Below are 15709 nucleotides of genomic sequence, written 5' to 3' on the forward strand. Positions count from 1 at the left end.
AAACTGCGCTAGCCTTCCCCCATAAAAAGATAAATGGGGAACGGTAATGGGTGATCGTCAGCATCAGGACGGCATCGTGGCCGGCCGTCTGTCGGCCGAGGATTATGCGCGCAACTTCGCCGATCTGCATCCGCCGCTCGATGCGCATGAGGCACGGGTGGAGGCGGACCGCTGCTACTTCTGCTACGACGCGCCGTGCATGCACGCCTGTCCGACCAGCATCGACATCCCGATGTTCATCCGCCAGATCGCCACGGGGGACCCCCTGGGCTCTGCCAAGACCATCTTCGATCAGAACATTCTCGGCGGCATGTGTGCCCGCGTCTGCCCCACCGAGACGCTGTGCGAGGAGGCGTGCGTGCGTGAGGAGGCGGAGGGCAAGCCGGTTCAGATCGGCAGGCTGCAGCGCTATGCCACGGACGCGGCCATGGCCGCGGGCCGGCAGTTCTATGAGCGTGCGGCGCCGACCGGCAGGCGGGTGGCGGTCGTCGGCGCCGGGCCGGCGGGACTTGCCTGCGCGCACAGGCTTGCCATGCATGGGCACGCGGTGACAATCTACGAGGCGCGGGAAAAGCCCGGCGGACTCAACGAATACGGCATTGCCGCCTACAAGACGCCGGGCGGTTTCGCGCAGGCCGAGGTGGACTATGTCACGGCCATCGGCGGCATCACGATCGAGAACGGCAAGGCGCTCGGGCGCGAGCTTTCGCTGACCGGCCTTGCCCACGACTTCGATGCGGTCTTCCTGGCGATGGGCCTTTCCGGCGTCAATGCGCTCAAGGCGCAGGGAGAGGAGGCCGGGGGTGTGGAAAATGCCGTCGACTATATCGCCCATCTCCGCCAGGCAAGCGATCTTTCCGCGCTGCCGATCGGCCGGCGCGTCGTCGTCATCGGCGGCGGCATGACGGCTATCGACATTGCCGTGCAGGCGCGCCTGCTGGGCGCCGAGGAGGTGACGATCTGCTATCGCCGGGGCAAGGAGCACATGAACGCCTCGCTATGGGAGCAGGATCTCGCCGCCTCGAAGGGTGTCGTCATCCGCCATTGGCTGCAACCCCGGCGCATCGTGGCCGAAGGCGGCAGGGTGAAGGCGATCGAGCTCGAATACACCGCGCTTTCCGAGGGGCGGCTGACGGGCACCGGCGAGACGCTGACGCTCAAGGCGGACCAGGTTTTCAAGGCCATCGGCCAGACCTTCGAGCCGGCGGCGCTCAACGGCAGCGGCGAGACGGTGGCGCTCGAAGGCGGGCGCATCCGGGTGGATGCGGAAGGCCGCACCTCGATGCCGAAAGTGTGGGCTGGCGGCGATTGCGTCGCCGGTGGTGACGATCTCACCGTCTCGGCGGTTGCGCAGGGGCGCGACGCGGCGGAAAGCATCCATCGCGCATTGATGGGCTGAGGGAGGGAAACATGGCCGACATCCGCTCGAACTTCGTAGGCATAAAGTCGCCGAACCCCTTCTGGCTGGCTTCGGCGCCGCCCACCGACAAGGCCTACAACGTCGAACGTGCCTTCAAGGCCGGCTGGGGCGGCGTGGTGTGGAAGACGCTGGGCGAGAACCCGCCGGTCGTCAATGTGAACGGCCCGCGCTATGGCGCCATCTGGGGTGCGGATCGCCGGCTTCTGGGCTTCAACAACATCGAGCTCATTACCGACCGCGACCTTTACGTGAATCTGCGCGAGATCAAGCAGGTCAAGAAGACCTGGCCGGATCGGGCGCTCGTCGTCTCTCTTATGGTGCCCTGCCAGGAGGAGGCGTGGAAGACCATCCTGCCGCTGGTCGAGGAGACGGAGGCCGACGGCATCGAGCTCAATTTCGGCTGCCCGCACGGCATGAGCGAACGGGGCATGGGCTCGGCGGTGGGACAGGTGCCCGAATATGTCGAGATGGTGGTGCGCTGGTGCAAGCAGAACACGCGCATGCCCGTCATTACCAAGCTGACCCCCAACATCACCGACATCCGCAAGCCGGCACGGGCGGCCCATGCGGGCGGCACGGATGCCGTCTCGCTCATCAACACGATCAACTCGATCACCGGGGTGGATCTCGACAATTTCGCCCCGCAGCCCGCCATCGACGGCAAGGGCACCCATGGCGGTTACTGCGGGCCCGCGGTGAAGCCCATCGCGCTCAACATGGTGGCCGAGATCGCGCGCGACCCGGAAACGCGCGGCCTGCCCATCTCCGGCATCGGCGGGGTGACGACATGGCGCGACGCGGCCGAGTTCCTGGCGCTGGGCGCCGGCAATGTACAGGTCTGCACGGCGGCCATGACCTACGGCTTCAAGATCGTTCAGGAGATGATCGAAGGGCTGAAGAACTGGATGGACGCCAAGGGCCATGCCAGCCTCGACGACGTGATAGGCCGCGCCGTGCCCAATGTGACGGATTGGCAGTATCTCAATCTCAACTACGTCACAAAGGCCAGGATCGACCAGGATCTGTGCATCAAGTGCGGGCGTTGCCACATCGCCTGCGAGGACACCTCGCACCAGGCGATCACGTCCCAGGTCAATGGCGAGCGCCGTTTCGAGGTGATCGAGGAGGAGTGCGTGGGCTGCAATCTGTGCGTCAATGTCTGCCCCGTCGAGGGCTGCATCGAAATGGTGCCGCTGGCGGCGGGCAGCCTCGACAAGCGCACGGGCAAGGTCGTTTCCGGCGACTACGCCAACTGGACCACGCACCCCAATAACCCGATGAAGGTGGCGGCGGAGTAAAAACGGGGGGAACGGAAAGCAGGGCGGCGCCTTGGCGCTGCGCCCTGCTTTCCGGCGCGCACGTCAAGCCGCCTTGTCCAACTGCACCACCACGCCGCCTTTCCTTTCCAGAAAGCGGCGCAGGCGGTCGTTGTAGTCCGCCACCACCGCTTCGCGCACGGAGGGCCGTTCGGCCAGCGCCCGGCGCCATGCCGGCACCTTGGTCAGGCCGTCGAAGACGCCAAGATCGGTTATCGTGTCGAAGACATCGAAATAGCGGAAGACGGGAGCGAAGACGGCATCGACGAGGCTGAAGGCGCGACCGGCGAAATAGGGGCCGTCGCCGAGCTCCGCCTCAAGGCGGGCGAACTTCTCCTTCAGCGCTCGTGCCGCCGCGTCGAAGCTCTTTCGATCCGTGGTCGTCTCCAGCGTCCAGATGTCGCTGAGGGCCGCCGAGCCGAACTCCATCCACGCGCGATGGCGGGCGCGCGTCACCGGGTCTTCAGGGTGAAGGCGCGGCTCCTGCGTCTCGTCCAGATATTCGACGATGGCCGCGCTCTCGAAAAGCACGTCCTCGCCCACCTTCAGAAGGGGCACCTTGCCGCGCGGGGAAATCTTCAGGAACCACTCGGGCTTGTTCTCCAGGTCGACGTCGATCCGCTCGTAGGGAACGTTCTTTTCCTTGAGCATGATTGCGGCCCGCTGGACGTAGGGGCACAAATCGAAGGAGACGAGGGTGAGTTGCTGTGGCATGTGAATTTCTCCATGATGATGCCGCTGCATGAAAATTGGATGCAGTTGCATATATATTGGCGAGACGAGACCTGATGTCAATCTCAATGCATTTGCATGAAAAAGGCGATTGGTAAGCATGACTGAAAAACCGAGCGAAGCGGTGGTCTCCGCATGGGTGGCGTTGGCGCGGGCCGGGCGGCTGGCCACCGCGCGTGTCGAAGAGCGGCTGAAGTGCGCGCAGATGCCGCCTCTTTCCTGGTATGATGCGCTCTGGGAGCTGGAGAAGGCCGGGGAGGGCGGCCTCAGGCCCTTCGAGCTCGAAAAGGCGCTTCTGTTCCAGCAGTACAATCTTTCACGGCTCGCCGACCGGCTGGAGACTGCGGGGCTGATTGCGCGCTGTGCCTGCCCGCAGGACCGGCGTGGGCAGGTGCTCAAGATCACCGAACAGGGCCGCGCCCTGCGCAGGCAGATGTGGGTTGTCTATGCCGAGGCCATTGAGGAGGCCATCGGCACGCGGCTTTCCGAGGAGGAAGCCGGAAGGCTGGCATCGCTTCTGTGCAAGCTTCAGTAGCTGCGGCGTGACCGCCGGCGCGGCGATTTTCGATTCCTTCTATTGCGGATAGAAAATATCCATGATAATTCTTATCCACGATAGGAGGTGATGATGAAACTGAGCGAAGGCGTCGAGGCGGCCATTCACTGCGCGGCGATTCTGGCCTGGCTGGAGGAGGGGCGGGTGCTGCCGGCAAGCGCGCTGGCGCAGATGCACGGGCTGTCGCAGAGTTATCTACTCAAGCATCTGCAGGCGCTGGTGGCGGCGAAGGTCCTGGAGTCCGTTCCCGGGCCGCAGGGCGGCTATCGGCTGGCCCGGCCCGCGCACCGCATCAGCCTGCTCGATATCGTGTTGGCGGTGGAGGGGCGGGAGCCCGCTTTCCGCTGCGCCGAGATCCGCCGGCGCGGGCCGGGTGCGCTGGAGCCGGAGGCTTATGTGAAGCTGTGCGGCATCAACGTGGCCATGCTGAGGGCGGAAAAGGCGTATCGCGCCGTGCTGGCCGAAACCAGACTTTCCGACATCGTCGCCGACTATCAGGCCGAAGCCGACCCGCGGGCGATCGCCTTCTCCTGCGCCTTTCTGGAGCGTCATCAGCGGCCGCGGGACCAACCTTCCCCCAAGAAGAGACCGTGACAAAGGAGACCGACATGCAACCGCGCCTCGACTACTTCAAGGCTTCCCCGGACATCATGAGGGCCGTCTACGCGCTGAATGTGGCCGTCGAGCACTCAGGCCTCGACAGGGGGCTTCTTCATCTGGTCAAGCTGCGCGCGTCGCAGATCAACGGCTGCTCCTATTGCGTGGAGATGCACAGCCGCGAGGCGCGCCAGGACGGCGAGAGCGAGAGCCGCGTGCATCTCGTGGCCGCGTGGCGGGAGTCCCCGCTGTTCACGGAGCGCGAGCGTGCCGCCTTTGCCTGGACGGAGAAGCTGACGCGGCTCGCCGACGGCCCGGTGGAGGACGCCGACTATGAGGCGGTGCGCGCCCACTTCAGCGAGGACGAACTCGTCAAGCTCACCGTGGCGATCTCGATGATCAACACCTGGAACCGGCTTGCCGTGCCTTTCCGCAGCATTCACCCGGTGGCGGAGGAGGCGCGCGCGGCAGCGCGATAGTGGGCTGCTCTTGCGATCATTCCTTGCGGGCGACGAAGGACATGCCCTCCACAGCCTCGCCCGCAAGCCGCAAGGCGGCGCCGGCCGCCATCACCATCTGCGGCAGCAGCATCCACTCCAGCGTCCAGGCCGCGCCCGAACGCTCGTTTTCGTGCACCAGCGCCTGGTGCATGCCCGAGAGGAGCGTGGCGTTGAAGCGGGCAAGCGCCACCAGCGCCTCCGCCTTCACCGGGTTCTTCTTATGTGCCATGGCGGAGGAGCCGCCGGCCCCGGCAAGGCGCAGCGTGTCCACCTCGCTCTGCGCCATCAGCGCGATGTCCTGACCCATCTTGCCCAGGCTGCCGGTGATCAGGGAGAGGAGGGCGGCGAAGTCGCCGGCTGCGTCGCGTTCGCTGTGGCGGGCGTGGGCGACGAGGCGAAGGCCGAGCTTGTCCGCCAGCCGGGCGGCGACGGACGGCGCCTTTTCTCCCAGCTTGTCGAGCGTGCCCGCCGCTCCGCCGAAGGAGAGAATGGCAACGGACTGGGCGACGGTTTCGAGCCGGATGCGATGGCGCGCCAGCGGCTCCCGCCACGCCCGAATCTTGCGCCCCGCCGGCACGACGATGGCCGCCTGCATCCGCGTGTGGGCCATCACCTCAAGCCCGCCATCGCGCCTTTCCAGCGCCTCAAGCGCCTCGACCAGCTGGTCGAGGCGTGCGCCAAGCTGCTGCATGGCCGCATTCAGCCGCAGGGCAAGGCCGGTGTCGATGGCATCCTGGCTGGTGGCGCCGAAGTGCAGGCAGGGCCGATGCACGGCCGCCAGCTTCTCCCGCAACTGGGCAAGCAGGGCGGGCACCATCACGCCATCCCTGGCAGTGCCTGTCTTCAGCGCGGCAACGTCGGGGTGAAAGCCCGCGAGCACGCTGGCGATGGCCTGCGCCGCCTTCTGCGGGATGACGCCTTCCTCCGCCTCGGCCTCGGCGAGCGCGGCTTCAAAGCGCAGGAGCGCGTCGATCTCGGCCCTGGCCGTGAAGAGCGGCGCAAGCTTTTCCTCGCCCAGAAGGCCCGAGAGGATCGGGTGATCGAAGACGGATACCGTCATGGCGCTTCACACATCGAAGAACACCGTCTCCTTCTCGCCCTGCAGGTGGATATCGAAGTGATAGGTGTCGCCCTCGCGCGGCGCAATCAGCGTTGCGGCGCGGTCCTGGTGCTCCAGGCGCGAAAGCACCGGATCCTGCGCGTTTGCCGTTTCCTCGTCGGAGAAATACATGCGCGTATGCAGCCCCAGATTGATGCCGCGTGCCACGATCCACAGGGTGAGATGCGGCGCCTGCAGGCGCCCGTCGGGAAACGGCACGCGGCCAGGCCTGATCGTCTCGAAGGTAAAGACCCCCGTCTCCATGTCGGATGCCTGCCGGCCCCAGCCGGTGAAGTTCGGATCGGCGGTGCCGCGCGTCTCTGCTGGCGTATTGTAGAGGCCGTCGCTGTCGGCCTGCCAGATCTCGATCAGCGCGTCCTTGATGACGGCGCCGGCGCCGTCGAAAATGCGCATCTTCACCGTGATGCGCTCGCCCCTGGTCTTTTCGTTGACCATGCGGGCCCCGAGGTCCTCCGGGTAGACGCCGGAAATCTCGCACAAATTGGGCGTCAGCCCGATATGCACATAAGGGCCGGCCGTCTGGGAGGCTGTCTCCTTCAGCCTGCGCAGCTGCTGCATCATGGTCAGTTGCCCTCCAGCTTGTTCTCGAAAAGGGTGGCACGGCGCCCGCGCAGCACGATGTCGAACTTGTAGGCGCGCGCATCCATGGGCACCGCGGCCTGCATGTCGAGCGTGGCAATCAGCGTCTCGACCGCCCGCTTGTCGGGAATGGTGTTGACGATCGGACACTGCCAGATCATCGGGTCTCCCTCGAAATACATCTGCGTGATCAGCCGCTGCACGAAGCCGTGCCCGAAGAGGGAGAAATGAATGTGCGCCGGGCGCCAGTCGTTGATGCCGTTGGGCCAGGGGTAGGCGCCGGGCTGGATGGTGCGGAAGAAGTAGTTGCCCTCCGCATCGGTGATGGTGCGCCCGCAGCCGCCGAAATTGGGATCGAGGGGCGCGAGATAGCCATCCTTCTTGTGCCGATAGCGGCCGCCGGCATTGGCCTGCCAGAATTCCACCAGCACGCCGGGTACCGGCCGGGCATTCTCGTCGAGCACCTTGCCATACACGATGATGCGCGGGCCGATGGCGCTCTCGCCGGGCCTTGCGTGGTTGAGCGTCAGGTCGTTGTCCAGCTCCCCCAGCATCTGGTGGCCGAAGACAGGCCCCGTGATCTCCGAGAGGGTCTGGGGAAAGGAGATGAGCGCGCGCCGGGGGGAGCGCACCACCGTGCTCTTGTAGCCGGGGGCGAAGGCCGGCGGGTGCCAGTTGCGTTCGCGCTGGAAAAAGCCGCCTGCCTCGGGCATGGCGTTTTTCATGTCTTTCCTCCTCGATCCATTTTGGCAAGCGTTTCCTTGATGATTCTGATGGCGTGGTTGGCGGCCGGCAGGCCGGCATAGATCGCCACATGCAGCATGGCTTCGCGCAGATCGTCGGCGCTGGCGCCGGTGTTGGCGGTGGCGCGCACATGCATGGCCAGTTCCTCGTGATGGCCGAGCGCGGCAAGAAGCGCGATGGTGACGATGGAGCGCTCGCGCTTCGTCCATTCGGGCCGCGACCAGACATGGCCCCAGGCCGCCTCCGTGATGAGCTCCTGAAAGGGCGCGTCGAAGGCGGTCTTGCGGGCCTCCGCCCGGTCCACCCAATCATTGCCCAGCACGGCGCGGCGGGTGGCCATGCCTTCCTCGTAACGTCTGGAGCCTGCGGACATGTCTTCCTCCTCCATCGGCTCAGTAGGGCAGGCCGACATAGTTCTCGGCAAGGGCCGTGAGCGCTGCCCGCGAGCTGAACAGATAGTCGAGCTCGGCGTGCTGTATCTTCTGGCCGAATCCGCCATGATCGGGAAAGCGGTGCAGCGTGTTCGTCATCCACCAGGAAAAGCGCTCGGCCTTCCAGACCCGCGCCAACGCCCTTCGGGAATAGGCGTCGAGCCCAGCCTGCGATTTCTCCGTATAGAATTCATGAAGTGCGTCAAAGAGATAGCGAACGTCGCTCGCAGCCAGATTCAAGCCCTTCGCGCCCGTGGGCGGGACGATGTGGCCGGCATCTCCGGCAAGGAAAAGACGGCCGAAGCGCAAGGGTTCGGCCACGAAGGAGCGGATGGGGGCGATGGACTTTTCCACCGAGGGGCCGGTGGTCACCGCTTCGGCGGTGGCTTTGGGAAGGCGGCGGCGCAGCTCGTCCCAGAAGCGTTCGTCCGGCCAGTCCTCGATCTTCTCCTCGATGGGCACCTGCACATAGTAGCGGCTGCGGGTGTGCGAGCGCATGGAACACAGCGCGAAGCCGCGCGGATGGTTGGCATAGACGAGCTCGGGGCCGACCGGCGGCACATCGGCGATGATGCCGAGCCAGCCGAAGGGAAAGGCACGCTCGAAAATCTCGATCGCCCCCTGCGGAACGGATCTGCGGGCAACGCCGTGATAACCGTCACAGCCGGCAATGAAATCGCAGTCGATACGGTGCTCCCGGCCGCCCTTTTGGTAGGTCACGTGGGGCCGGTCGGTATCGAAGCCGTGCGGGCGGACATTGACGGCCTCGTAGATGGACCGGCCACCGCTGCGGGCCCGCTTTTCCATGAGGTCGCGCGTCACCTCCGTCTGGCCATAGACCATGACACGCTTGCCCGTCAGCCCGTGAAGGTCCACCCGGTGGCGGCGCCCGTCGAAGGCCAGGTCGAAGCCGTCGTGGGGCAGGCCCTCGGCGCGCATGCGGCTGCCGGCGCCTGCCTCCTGCAGCATCGCCGTCGTGCCTTCCTCCAGAACGCCAGCTCGAATGCGCGACAGCACGTGCTCCCGCGTGGCACGTTCGAGGATGACGTTGTCCACGCCGGTGTTGGTGAGAAGCTGGCCGAGCAGCAGCCCGGCCGGGCCGGAACCGATGATTGCGACCTGGGTTCGCATGATGCCGCCTGTCCTCCCGTCAGGCAGATTGGGGCAGCACAGCTCGCTCGGCAATGGACATTTGCCGCGTCGGATTGCACTTTCAGAACATTATGGGGAGGAGAGATGAACACGCGAAGCATCCCGAACTACCGGCTTTATCGTGCAAAAACAGGCGAGTCCGAGGATTTCTGGTTGCACAGTGAGACACTCCCGGAGCGCAGCCGGCTGCACAATTGGGAGATTGCCCTCCACCGCCACGAAGCGCTGTTCCAGCTTTTTACGCTCGAAGCAGGGGAAGGGGAGCTTCTGGAGGCGGCCGGCGCGCGGCAATCCTTCGCCGCTCCCTGCGCCATCTACATTGCGCCCGGTGCCGCCCACGGCTTTCGCTTCTCGCGTGACGCGGATGGGTTGGTGATGACGGTGCTGGCCGACCGCCTGGCGGCCATCGGCGCTTCGGATGCGGCCATTGCCCGCTATCTGTCGGCGACGCGGGTGGCGGTGCTGGAGCGGCAGGAGACCGACAGCGAGCGGCTTTTCCTGCTCGCCGCCAGCATCCACGAGGAGCTGCACAGTGCGCGCCCCGGGGGCGAGCTGCTTCTCGATGCGATGGTTACGGAGGCCGTGCTCAGGCTGGCACGCAGGGGCACGCGGGCACAGCACAGGGGCAAGCCGCCCTCGGCGCGCGCCCGCGACCGTGAGCGCGCCGCCGCTCTGGAGGCGCTTCTTGCCGCGCACTGCAGGGAGCACCGGCCCGTGGGCTTCTATGCCGCGAAGCTCGGCCTTTCGGCAGCCCATCTCAACCGTATCGCCCGGCGCGAGGCCGGCGCCAGCGTGCAGGCGCTGGCCGCCCGGCATCTGCTGCGTGCCGCTCGCCGCGATCTCGTCTTCACGCCGACGCCGGTGCAGGCCATCGCCTATTCGCTGGGGTTTCAGGACCCGGCCTATTTCAACCGCTTCTTCAAGCGGCAAACGGGCATGACGCCGGGTGCGTTTCGCGAGGCCGAAAGGGAGAAGCTGAAGGCTTGAGCGCGGAACGCACGCCTCGCGGTGGCCTTCGGAAAATGGGGCAAAAAAAGGGCGGTCGCCCGCCCCAGTTCAGCACGCTGTTCGGCCTTCTACGGCATTTTGCAGCGAGATGGAATCATCTGGCGTCGCACAAATGCCGCAAAAACAAATAGATGGACCGGATCAGCGTTTCATTGAAACGATGAACCGGCCTAAAGGGCCTTGTCGGTGATCTCGTGCGTCCAGGCGCCTTCCGGGCGCTTGGTGATCACAGGGTCGGAACCGCCGGCAAGCAGCGAGTCCACGGTGCGCTCGTAGTCCTCGACATCGAGCGCGCCGTTGGAGCCGGCGGTCAGCTTGGCGATCTCGCCCATCATGCGCTTCTGATGCTTTTCCGTCTGGGCACCCGTCGCATCGTTGTCGAGCACGATCAAGGCCGCCTCGTCCGGGTTTTCCTCGGCCCATTTCCAGCCCTTCATGGAAGCGCGCACGAAACGCACCATCTTGTCGGCAAAGGCCGGGTCCTTCAGGTCGTCTTCCAGCACGTACAGGCCGTCTTCCAGCGTGGCCACGCCCTGGTCTTCATATTTGAAGGTGATCAGGTCCTCCGCCGCGATGCCGGCGTCGATGACCTGCCAATACTCGTTGTAGGTCATGGTGGAGATGCAGTCGGCCTGCTTCTGCAACAGCGGATCGACGTTGAAGCCCTGCTTGAGAACCTCCACGCCGTCCGGCCCGCCATCGGTGGGGATGCCCAGCTGGCTCATCCAGGACAGGAAGGGATATTCGTTGCCGAAGAACCAGACGCCCAGCGTGCGGCCGCGAAAGTCCTCCGGTCCCTCGATGCCGGTCTCCTTCAGACAGGTCAGCATCATGCCCGATTTCTTGAAGGGCTGCGCGATGTTCACCAGCGGCACGCCGCGCTCGCGCGCAGCCAGCGCCGCCGGCATCCACTCGACGATCACGTCGGCGCCGCCGCCGGCCAGCACCTGCGGAGGGGCAATGTCCGGCCCGCCCGGCTTGATGGTGACGTTGAGATCCTCCTCCTCGTAGAAGCCCTGGTCCTTGGCCACGTAGTAGCCGGCGAACTGGGCTTGCGTGACCCATTTGAGCTGCAGCGTGAGGTCGTCAGCGGCGAGCGCCGAATGGGCCATCAACGCCATCGCTCCCGCCAGCATGGTTGTCGTCAGTCTTTTCATTTTCGCTTCCCTCTGAGGTTGAGCCGCGCTCCCCGCGGCTGGTCTATCCACCGCGGATGGACGGATGCCAGAAGGTGACGGCGCGCTCGACAAGGGCGACGATGCCATAGAAGAGCGAGCCGGCCAGGGCGGCGACGGCGATTTCCGCCCACACCATGTCGATGTTCATCCGTCCCACCTCGGTGGAAATTCGAAAGCCCATGCCGACGATGGGCGTGCCGAAGAACTCCGCCACGATGGCACCAATCAGCGCCAGCGTCGAGTTGATCTTCAACGCGTTGAAGATGAAAGGCCCGGCTGCGGGAAGGCGCAGCTTGAAGAGCGTCTGCCAGTAGGAGGCGGCATAGGTGCGCATCAGGTCGCGGTCGATGGCCGAGGAGGCGGAAAGACCGGCCACCGTGTTCACCAGCATCGGAAAGAAGGTCATGACCACCACCACCGCTGCCTTGGAGGGCCAGTCGAAGCCGAACCACATGACCATGATGGGCGCGATGCCGATGATCGGCAGCGCGGAGACGAAATTGCCGAGCGGCAAAAGCCCGCGCTGCAGGAAGGGAGAGCGGTCCACCGCGATGGCCGTGAGAAAGCCCGCGCCGCAGCCCAGCGCATAGCCGATCAGCACGGCCTTGAGAAATGTCTGCCGGAAATCCGCCCACAGGGTCGGCAGCGAGCCGACGATGCGCTCCCAGATCATCGAGGGCGGCGGCAGGAGGACGGTGGGCACATTGAAGCCGCGCACCAGGCCCTCCCACACCACCAGAAGCGTGATGCCGAAGATGGCGGGGACGGCAAGGTCGATGATGCGGCGCAGGCCCGGCGCCCGCGGGTCGAGCCGGACCAGCCATTCGTTGAGAGCCCAAGCACCGGCCCAGAAGAAGAGAGCGCCGGCGATCGCGAAGTTCATGAGCGCCCTCCCATGCGTGCGGTCACCAGGCGCTGGCCGAGTCCCACCAGCGCCACGAGGATGGCCGCCAGTGCGGCAGCCATGAAAAGGGCGGCCCATATCTGGATCGTCTGGCCGTAGTAGGAGCCGGCGAGCAGCCGCGCGCCGAGGCCGGCCACTGCGCCCGTCGGCAGTTCGCCGACGATGGCGCCCACCAGGCTGATGGCCACGGCCACCTTCATGGAGGTGAAGAGATAGGGCAGGGCGGCCGGCCAGCGCAGCTTGAAGAAGACCTGCGGGCGGCTTGCGTTGTAGGTGCGCATCAGGTCGAGCTGGATCGCCTCCGGGCTTCTGAAACCCTTCACCATGCCCACCACCACGGGAAAGAAGGAAAGATAGGTGGAAATCAGCGCCTTCGGCAGAAGGCCGGACAGGCCGACGGCGTTCAGCACCACGATGATCATCGGTGCGATGGCGAGAATGGGGATGGTCTGACTGGCGATCACCCAGGGCATGACAGACCTGTCCATGGCCCGGTTATGGACGATCCCCACTGCAAGGAGAACGCCCAGCAGCGTGCCGATGGCAAAGCCCAGAAGTGTGGAGGAAAGGGTGATCCAGGCGTGCTTGAGCAGGCTGCGATTGGAGGTCGGGCGGGTCTCCACCGTGGTTTTCCATATCTCGGCCACCACCTGATGCGGCGCGGGAAGCACGGGGCGGTCCTGGGCCATGGTGTCGCGCACCAGGTCGGCTGCCGTCCATTCGGCGCCGGCGCGCTCATAGACCCCGATCTGCCAGGGGGTGTTGAGATAGACGGTGAAGCCGTACCAGATGAGAAGGATGGCCGCCACGACGAGGCTCACCGGCAGTGCCTTGCCCTGTCCAAGGCGGCGCAGAAGCGAGGCGGCGGGCGCGGCGCCCGTATTGGCGGCAGAGGCGGTGACGCTCATGGCCGCGCCTCCCGGCTGCCCTTCGCCGCGCCCTCACTCATCGCCCATCCCCGCCCTCAGGCCCTCGCGCACGCGATGGGCGATTTCCAGAAACTCCGGCGTCTCGCGGATGTCGAGCGGCCGCTCCTTCGGCAGGGTCGATTCGATGATGTCGGTCACGCGGCCGGGCCGCGGCGACATGACCACGATCTTGGTCGAGAGATAGACGGCTTCCGGGATCGAATGCGTAACGAAGCAGATGGTCTTGTCGGTGCGCGCCCACAGTTTCAGGAGCTGCTCGTTCAGGTGGTCGCGCACGATCTCGTCCAGCGCGCCGAAAGGCTCGTCCATCAGGAGAAGGTCGGCGTCGAAGGCCAGGGCCCGGGCAATGGAGGCGCGCTGCTGCATGCCGCCGGAAAGCTGCCAGGGATATTTGCGCTCGAAGCCCGTCAGGTTGACGAGTGCCAGCGTGCGGGCGACGCGCTCCTTCTGCTCGGCTGCCGAGAAGCCCATGATCTCCAGCGGAAGGGCGACGTTCTTCTCGATGGTGCGCCATGGAAACAGGCCCGCCGCCTGGAAGACATAGCCATAGGCGCGCGCGCGTCTCGCCGCCTCCGGCGACAGGCCGTTGACGCTGACGTGCCCGGCGGTCGGCTGCTCCAGATCGGCGACGACCCGCAGAAAGGTCGTCTTGCCGCAGCCCGATGGCCCGATGAAGGAGACGAACTCTCCCTTGCCGACCGTAAGGTCCACATTGGACAGCGCCTGCACGGGGCCGTCATTGGTCTCGAAGGTCAGGCTCAGGCCCCGCGCCTCGACGACCGGCGCCTGTGCGATGCGTTCCCCTCTTCCTTGAGGGGAAGGGTTCGGGGTGGGGGTATTGGTCGCGACGTTCAATGCATCATCCCCAACTTTCGAAGTTTCTCTTCGATGCAGCCATCCAAGGTCTCGTCCCGCTCTCCCGTTCGGAAGCGCAGAACGCCATAGCCCGCTCGCGCATTCCGGCGGAGGTGGCGCAAGCGCTCGATGGCTTCCTTTCTAACGACAGTAGGCATCACGACAGTACCCCCACCCCGAACCCCTCCCCTCAAGGGGGAGGGAGACACGCCTGCGCTTATCATACCCCGCTTGCGGGAATGCCGCTGCGCTCCACCTTGCGCGGAGCGGTGACCTCCTTCCACTTCGACAGCGCGCGGTTGACCGGCGCGTGCGGCTCGCGCGGGACAAACTCGCCATGGCCGGGTCTCGGCTTGACCGTGCCGTCCTCGACCACGATTTCCCCGCGCGAGAGCACCCAGCGCGGCAGACCCTTCACATGGAAGCCCTCGAAGACGTTGTAGTCGATGGCCGATTGCTGGGTCTCGGCGCTGATGGTCTTTTCGGCGTTCGGGTCCCACACCACGATGTCGGCATCGGCGCCGTCCACGATGGCGCCCTTCCGGGGATACATGTTCAGGATCTTGGCGATGTTGGTGGAGGTGACGGCGACAAACTCGTTCATCGTCAGCCGGCCGGTGTTGACGCCGAAGGTCCAAAGCAGCGGCATGCGGTCTTCCAGGCCGCCTGTGCCATTGGGAATCTTGGTGAAGTCGCCCACCCCGAAGCGCTTCTGCTCGGTGGTGAAGGCGCAATGGTCGGTCGCCACCACCTGCAGCGAACCAGCCTGCAGGCCCGCCCACAGCGAATCCTGATGCAGCTTGTTGCGGAAGGGCGGGCTCATGACACGGCGCGCGGCATGGTCCCAGTCGGGATTGGCATATTCGCTTTCATCCAGCACCAGGTGCTGGATCAGCGGCTCGCCATAGACGCGCATGCCCTTCTGCCTTGCACGGCGGATCGCCTCGTGCGCCTGCTCGCAGGAGGTGTGCACCACATAGAGCGGCGCGCCCACCATGTCGGCGATCATGATGGCGCGATTGGTGGCCTCGCCCTCCACTTCCGGCGGGCGGGAATAGGCGTGCGCCTCCGGCCCGGTGTTGCCTTCGGCCAGAAGCTTGGCCTGCAGCTGGGCCACCACGTCGCCGTTCTCGGCATGCACCAGCGGCAGGGCGCCCAGCTCCGCGCAGCGCTTGAACGACGCATACATCTCGTCGTCGTCCACCATCAGCGCGCCCTTGTAGGCCATGAAATGCTTGAAGGAGGTGATGCCGCGGTCCACCACCTCCGCCATCTCGTTGAAGACCTGCTCGCTCCACCAGGTGATGGCCATGTGGAAGGAGAAATCGCAGGTGGCGCGCGTCGACTTGTTGTCCCACATGGAGATGGCTTCGAGAAGCGACTGGCCGGGCGAGGGCAGGCAGAAATCCACCACCATGGTGGTGCCGCCGGCCACCGCCGCGCGTGTGCCGCTCTCGAAGTCGTCGGAGGAATAGGTGCCCATGAAGGGCATTTCGAGATGCGTGTGCGGGTCGATGCCGCCCGGCATCACATAGCAGCCGGTGGCGTCGATCTCATGGTCGGCGTGCAGGTCGGGACCGATGGCGACGATCTTGTCGTGCTTGATCAGCACATCCGCCTTCCAGGTACGGTCGGCGGTGACGATTGTTCCGTTCTTGATGACCTTGGACATTTGGGTTCCCCTTATT

Annotated in this window: 17 protein-coding genes; 6 read left to right on the forward strand and 11 right to left on the reverse strand. The window is 65.5% G+C overall.

Translation table 11 applies throughout. From position 1 onward, the window contains the following. Positions 1-46: 46 nt before the first annotated feature. Both NYR58_RS00255 and preA read left to right on the forward strand, forming a co-directional pair. A complete protein-coding gene (locus NYR58_RS00255) occupies positions 47-1399 on the forward strand; it encodes an NAD(P)-dependent oxidoreductase (protein WP_261518382.1) in 1353 nt (450 codons plus the stop codon). 11 nt (positions 1400-1410) lie between these two features. After that, entirely contained in the window at positions 1411-2718 is a 1308-nt protein-coding gene (preA, locus tag NYR58_RS00260) for an NAD-dependent dihydropyrimidine dehydrogenase subunit PreA (RefSeq protein ID WP_261518383.1), read from the forward strand. 63 nt (positions 2719-2781) lie between these two features. Here preA and NYR58_RS00265 read toward each other — a convergent pair whose 3' ends face one another. Beyond that, on the reverse strand, positions 2782-3450 hold the full coding sequence (locus NYR58_RS00265; protein ID WP_261518384.1) for a glutathione S-transferase family protein: 669 nt from the start codon (positions 3448-3450) through the stop codon (positions 2782-2784). A gap of 118 nt (positions 3451-3568) precedes the next feature. Here NYR58_RS00265 and NYR58_RS00270 point away from each other — a divergent pair, with 118 nt between their 5' ends. From NYR58_RS00270 to NYR58_RS00280, 3 genes are all read left to right on the forward strand, one after another. Continuing rightward, positions 3569-4003, forward strand: a complete 435-nt coding sequence (locus NYR58_RS00270) for a MarR family winged helix-turn-helix transcriptional regulator (RefSeq protein ID WP_261518385.1) — start codon at positions 3569-3571, stop codon at positions 4001-4003. A gap of 93 nt (positions 4004-4096) precedes the next feature. Beyond that, positions 4097-4618, forward strand: a complete 522-nt coding sequence (locus NYR58_RS00275; protein ID WP_261518387.1) for an RrF2 family transcriptional regulator — start codon at positions 4097-4099, stop codon at positions 4616-4618. A gap of 14 nt (positions 4619-4632) precedes the next feature. Beyond that, on the forward strand, positions 4633-5100 hold the full coding sequence (locus NYR58_RS00280; protein WP_261518388.1) for a carboxymuconolactone decarboxylase family protein: 468 nt from the start codon (positions 4633-4635) through the stop codon (positions 5098-5100). Positions 5101-5116: 16 nt separating this feature from the next. On the opposite strand, the gene NYR58_RS00285 is transcribed toward NYR58_RS00280, so the two are convergent. The 5 genes from NYR58_RS00285 to pobA are packed head-to-tail and all read right to left on the reverse strand — an operon-like array spanning position 5117 to position 9126. Continuing rightward, on the reverse strand, positions 5117-6181 hold the full coding sequence (locus NYR58_RS00285; protein ID WP_261518389.1) for a 3-carboxy-cis,cis-muconate cycloisomerase: 1065 nt from the start codon (positions 6179-6181) through the stop codon (positions 5117-5119). A 6-nt stretch (positions 6182-6187) separates the two neighbouring features. Then, positions 6188-6802 carry a protocatechuate 3,4-dioxygenase subunit alpha gene (gene pcaG, locus NYR58_RS00290; RefSeq protein ID WP_261518390.1) on the reverse strand — a complete coding sequence of 205 codons (615 nt, stop codon included), beginning with the start codon at positions 6800-6802 and terminating at the stop codon, positions 6188-6190. 2 nt (positions 6803-6804) lie between these two features. Then, the gene (gene pcaH, locus NYR58_RS00295) at positions 6805-7545 is read right to left on the reverse strand and encodes a protocatechuate 3,4-dioxygenase subunit beta (protein ID WP_261518391.1); all 741 of its coding nucleotides are present in this window, start codon (positions 7543-7545) and stop codon (positions 6805-6807) included. After that, positions 7542-7937, reverse strand: coding sequence for a 4-carboxymuconolactone decarboxylase (pcaC, locus tag NYR58_RS00300; RefSeq protein ID WP_261518392.1), 396 nt, complete (start codon positions 7935-7937; stop codon positions 7542-7544). Before pcaC ends, pcaH begins: the two co-directional genes overlap by 4 nt. A 19-nt stretch (positions 7938-7956) precedes the next feature. Next, complete coding sequence (gene pobA / locus NYR58_RS00305; protein ID WP_261518394.1) at positions 7957-9126, reverse strand: 4-hydroxybenzoate 3-monooxygenase; 1170 nt, start codon at positions 9124-9126, stop codon at positions 7957-7959. A 105-nt stretch (positions 9127-9231) separates the two neighbouring features. Here pobA and NYR58_RS00310 point away from each other — a divergent pair, with 105 nt between their 5' ends. Next, complete coding sequence (locus tag NYR58_RS00310; protein WP_261518395.1) at positions 9232-10134, forward strand: helix-turn-helix domain-containing protein; 903 nt, start codon at positions 9232-9234, stop codon at positions 10132-10134. A gap of 191 nt (positions 10135-10325) precedes the next feature. Here NYR58_RS00310 and NYR58_RS00315 read toward each other — a convergent pair whose 3' ends face one another. The 5 genes from NYR58_RS00315 to hydA form a co-directional block, all read right to left on the reverse strand. Further along, positions 10326-11312, reverse strand: a complete 987-nt coding sequence (locus tag NYR58_RS00315) for an ABC transporter substrate-binding protein (protein WP_261518397.1) — start codon at positions 11310-11312, stop codon at positions 10326-10328. Between the two features lie 43 nt (positions 11313-11355). Further along, positions 11356-12216 (reverse strand): ABC transporter permease, encoded by an 861-nt coding sequence (locus tag NYR58_RS00320; protein WP_261518398.1) that lies wholly within the window; start codon positions 12214-12216, stop codon positions 11356-11358. After that, on the reverse strand, positions 12213-13145 hold the full coding sequence (locus NYR58_RS00325; protein ID WP_261518399.1) for an ABC transporter permease: 933 nt from the start codon (positions 13143-13145) through the stop codon (positions 12213-12215). Before NYR58_RS00325 ends, NYR58_RS00320 begins: the two co-directional genes overlap by 4 nt. 33 nt (positions 13146-13178) lie before the next feature. Beyond that, positions 13179-13961: an ABC transporter ATP-binding protein gene (locus NYR58_RS00330; protein ID WP_261518823.1), complete on the reverse strand. Its 783-nt coding sequence runs from the start codon at positions 13959-13961 to the stop codon at positions 13179-13181. 280 nt (positions 13962-14241) lie between these two features. Further along, entirely contained in the window at positions 14242-15693 is a 1452-nt protein-coding gene (hydA, locus tag NYR58_RS00335; RefSeq protein ID WP_261518400.1) for a dihydropyrimidinase, read from the reverse strand. Positions 15694-15709: the final 16 nt, after the last annotated feature.

Source organism: Chelativorans intermedius (assembly GCF_025398255.1).
GTDB lineage: Bacteria > Pseudomonadota > Alphaproteobacteria > Rhizobiales > Rhizobiaceae > Chelativorans > Chelativorans intermedius.

Coding starts and splice junctions, on each gene's coding strand:
- NYR58_RS00265 (WP_261518384.1), bottom strand. CDS start 3,450: ATGCCACAGCAACTCACCCTCGTCTCCTTCGATTTGTGCCCCTACGTC.
- NYR58_RS00270 (WP_261518385.1), top strand. CDS start 3,569: ATGACTGAAAAACCGAGCGAAGCGGTGGTCTCCGCATGGGTGGCGTTG.
- NYR58_RS00285 (WP_261518389.1), bottom strand. CDS start 6,181: ATGACGGTATCCGTCTTCGATCACCCGATCCTCTCGGGCCTTCTGGGC.
- pcaG (WP_261518390.1), bottom strand. CDS start 6,802: ATGATGCAGCAGCTGCGCAGGCTGAAGGAGACAGCCTCCCAGACGGCC.
- NYR58_RS00275 (WP_261518387.1), top strand. CDS start 4,097: ATGAAACTGAGCGAAGGCGTCGAGGCGGCCATTCACTGCGCGGCGATT.
- NYR58_RS00255 (WP_261518382.1), top strand. CDS start 47: ATGGGTGATCGTCAGCATCAGGACGGCATCGTGGCCGGCCGTCTGTCG.
- NYR58_RS00325 (WP_261518399.1), bottom strand. CDS start 13,145: ATGAGCGTCACCGCCTCTGCCGCCAATACGGGCGCCGCGCCCGCCGCC.
- NYR58_RS00280 (WP_261518388.1), top strand. CDS start 4,633: ATGCAACCGCGCCTCGACTACTTCAAGGCTTCCCCGGACATCATGAGG.
- NYR58_RS00310 (WP_261518395.1), top strand. CDS start 9,232: ATGAACACGCGAAGCATCCCGAACTACCGGCTTTATCGTGCAAAAACA.
- pcaH (WP_261518391.1), bottom strand. CDS start 7,545: ATGAAAAACGCCATGCCCGAGGCAGGCGGCTTTTTCCAGCGCGAACGC.
- NYR58_RS00315 (WP_261518397.1), bottom strand. CDS start 11,312: ATGAAAAGACTGACGACAACCATGCTGGCGGGAGCGATGGCGTTGATG.
- pcaC (WP_261518392.1), bottom strand. CDS start 7,937: ATGTCCGCAGGCTCCAGACGTTACGAGGAAGGCATGGCCACCCGCCGC.
- NYR58_RS00320 (WP_261518398.1), bottom strand. CDS start 12,216: ATGAACTTCGCGATCGCCGGCGCTCTCTTCTTCTGGGCCGGTGCTTGG.
- preA (WP_261518383.1), top strand. CDS start 1,411: ATGGCCGACATCCGCTCGAACTTCGTAGGCATAAAGTCGCCGAACCCC.
- hydA (WP_261518400.1), bottom strand. CDS start 15,693: ATGTCCAAGGTCATCAAGAACGGAACAATCGTCACCGCCGACCGTACC.
- pobA (WP_261518394.1), bottom strand. CDS start 9,126: ATGCGAACCCAGGTCGCAATCATCGGTTCCGGCCCGGCCGGGCTGCTG.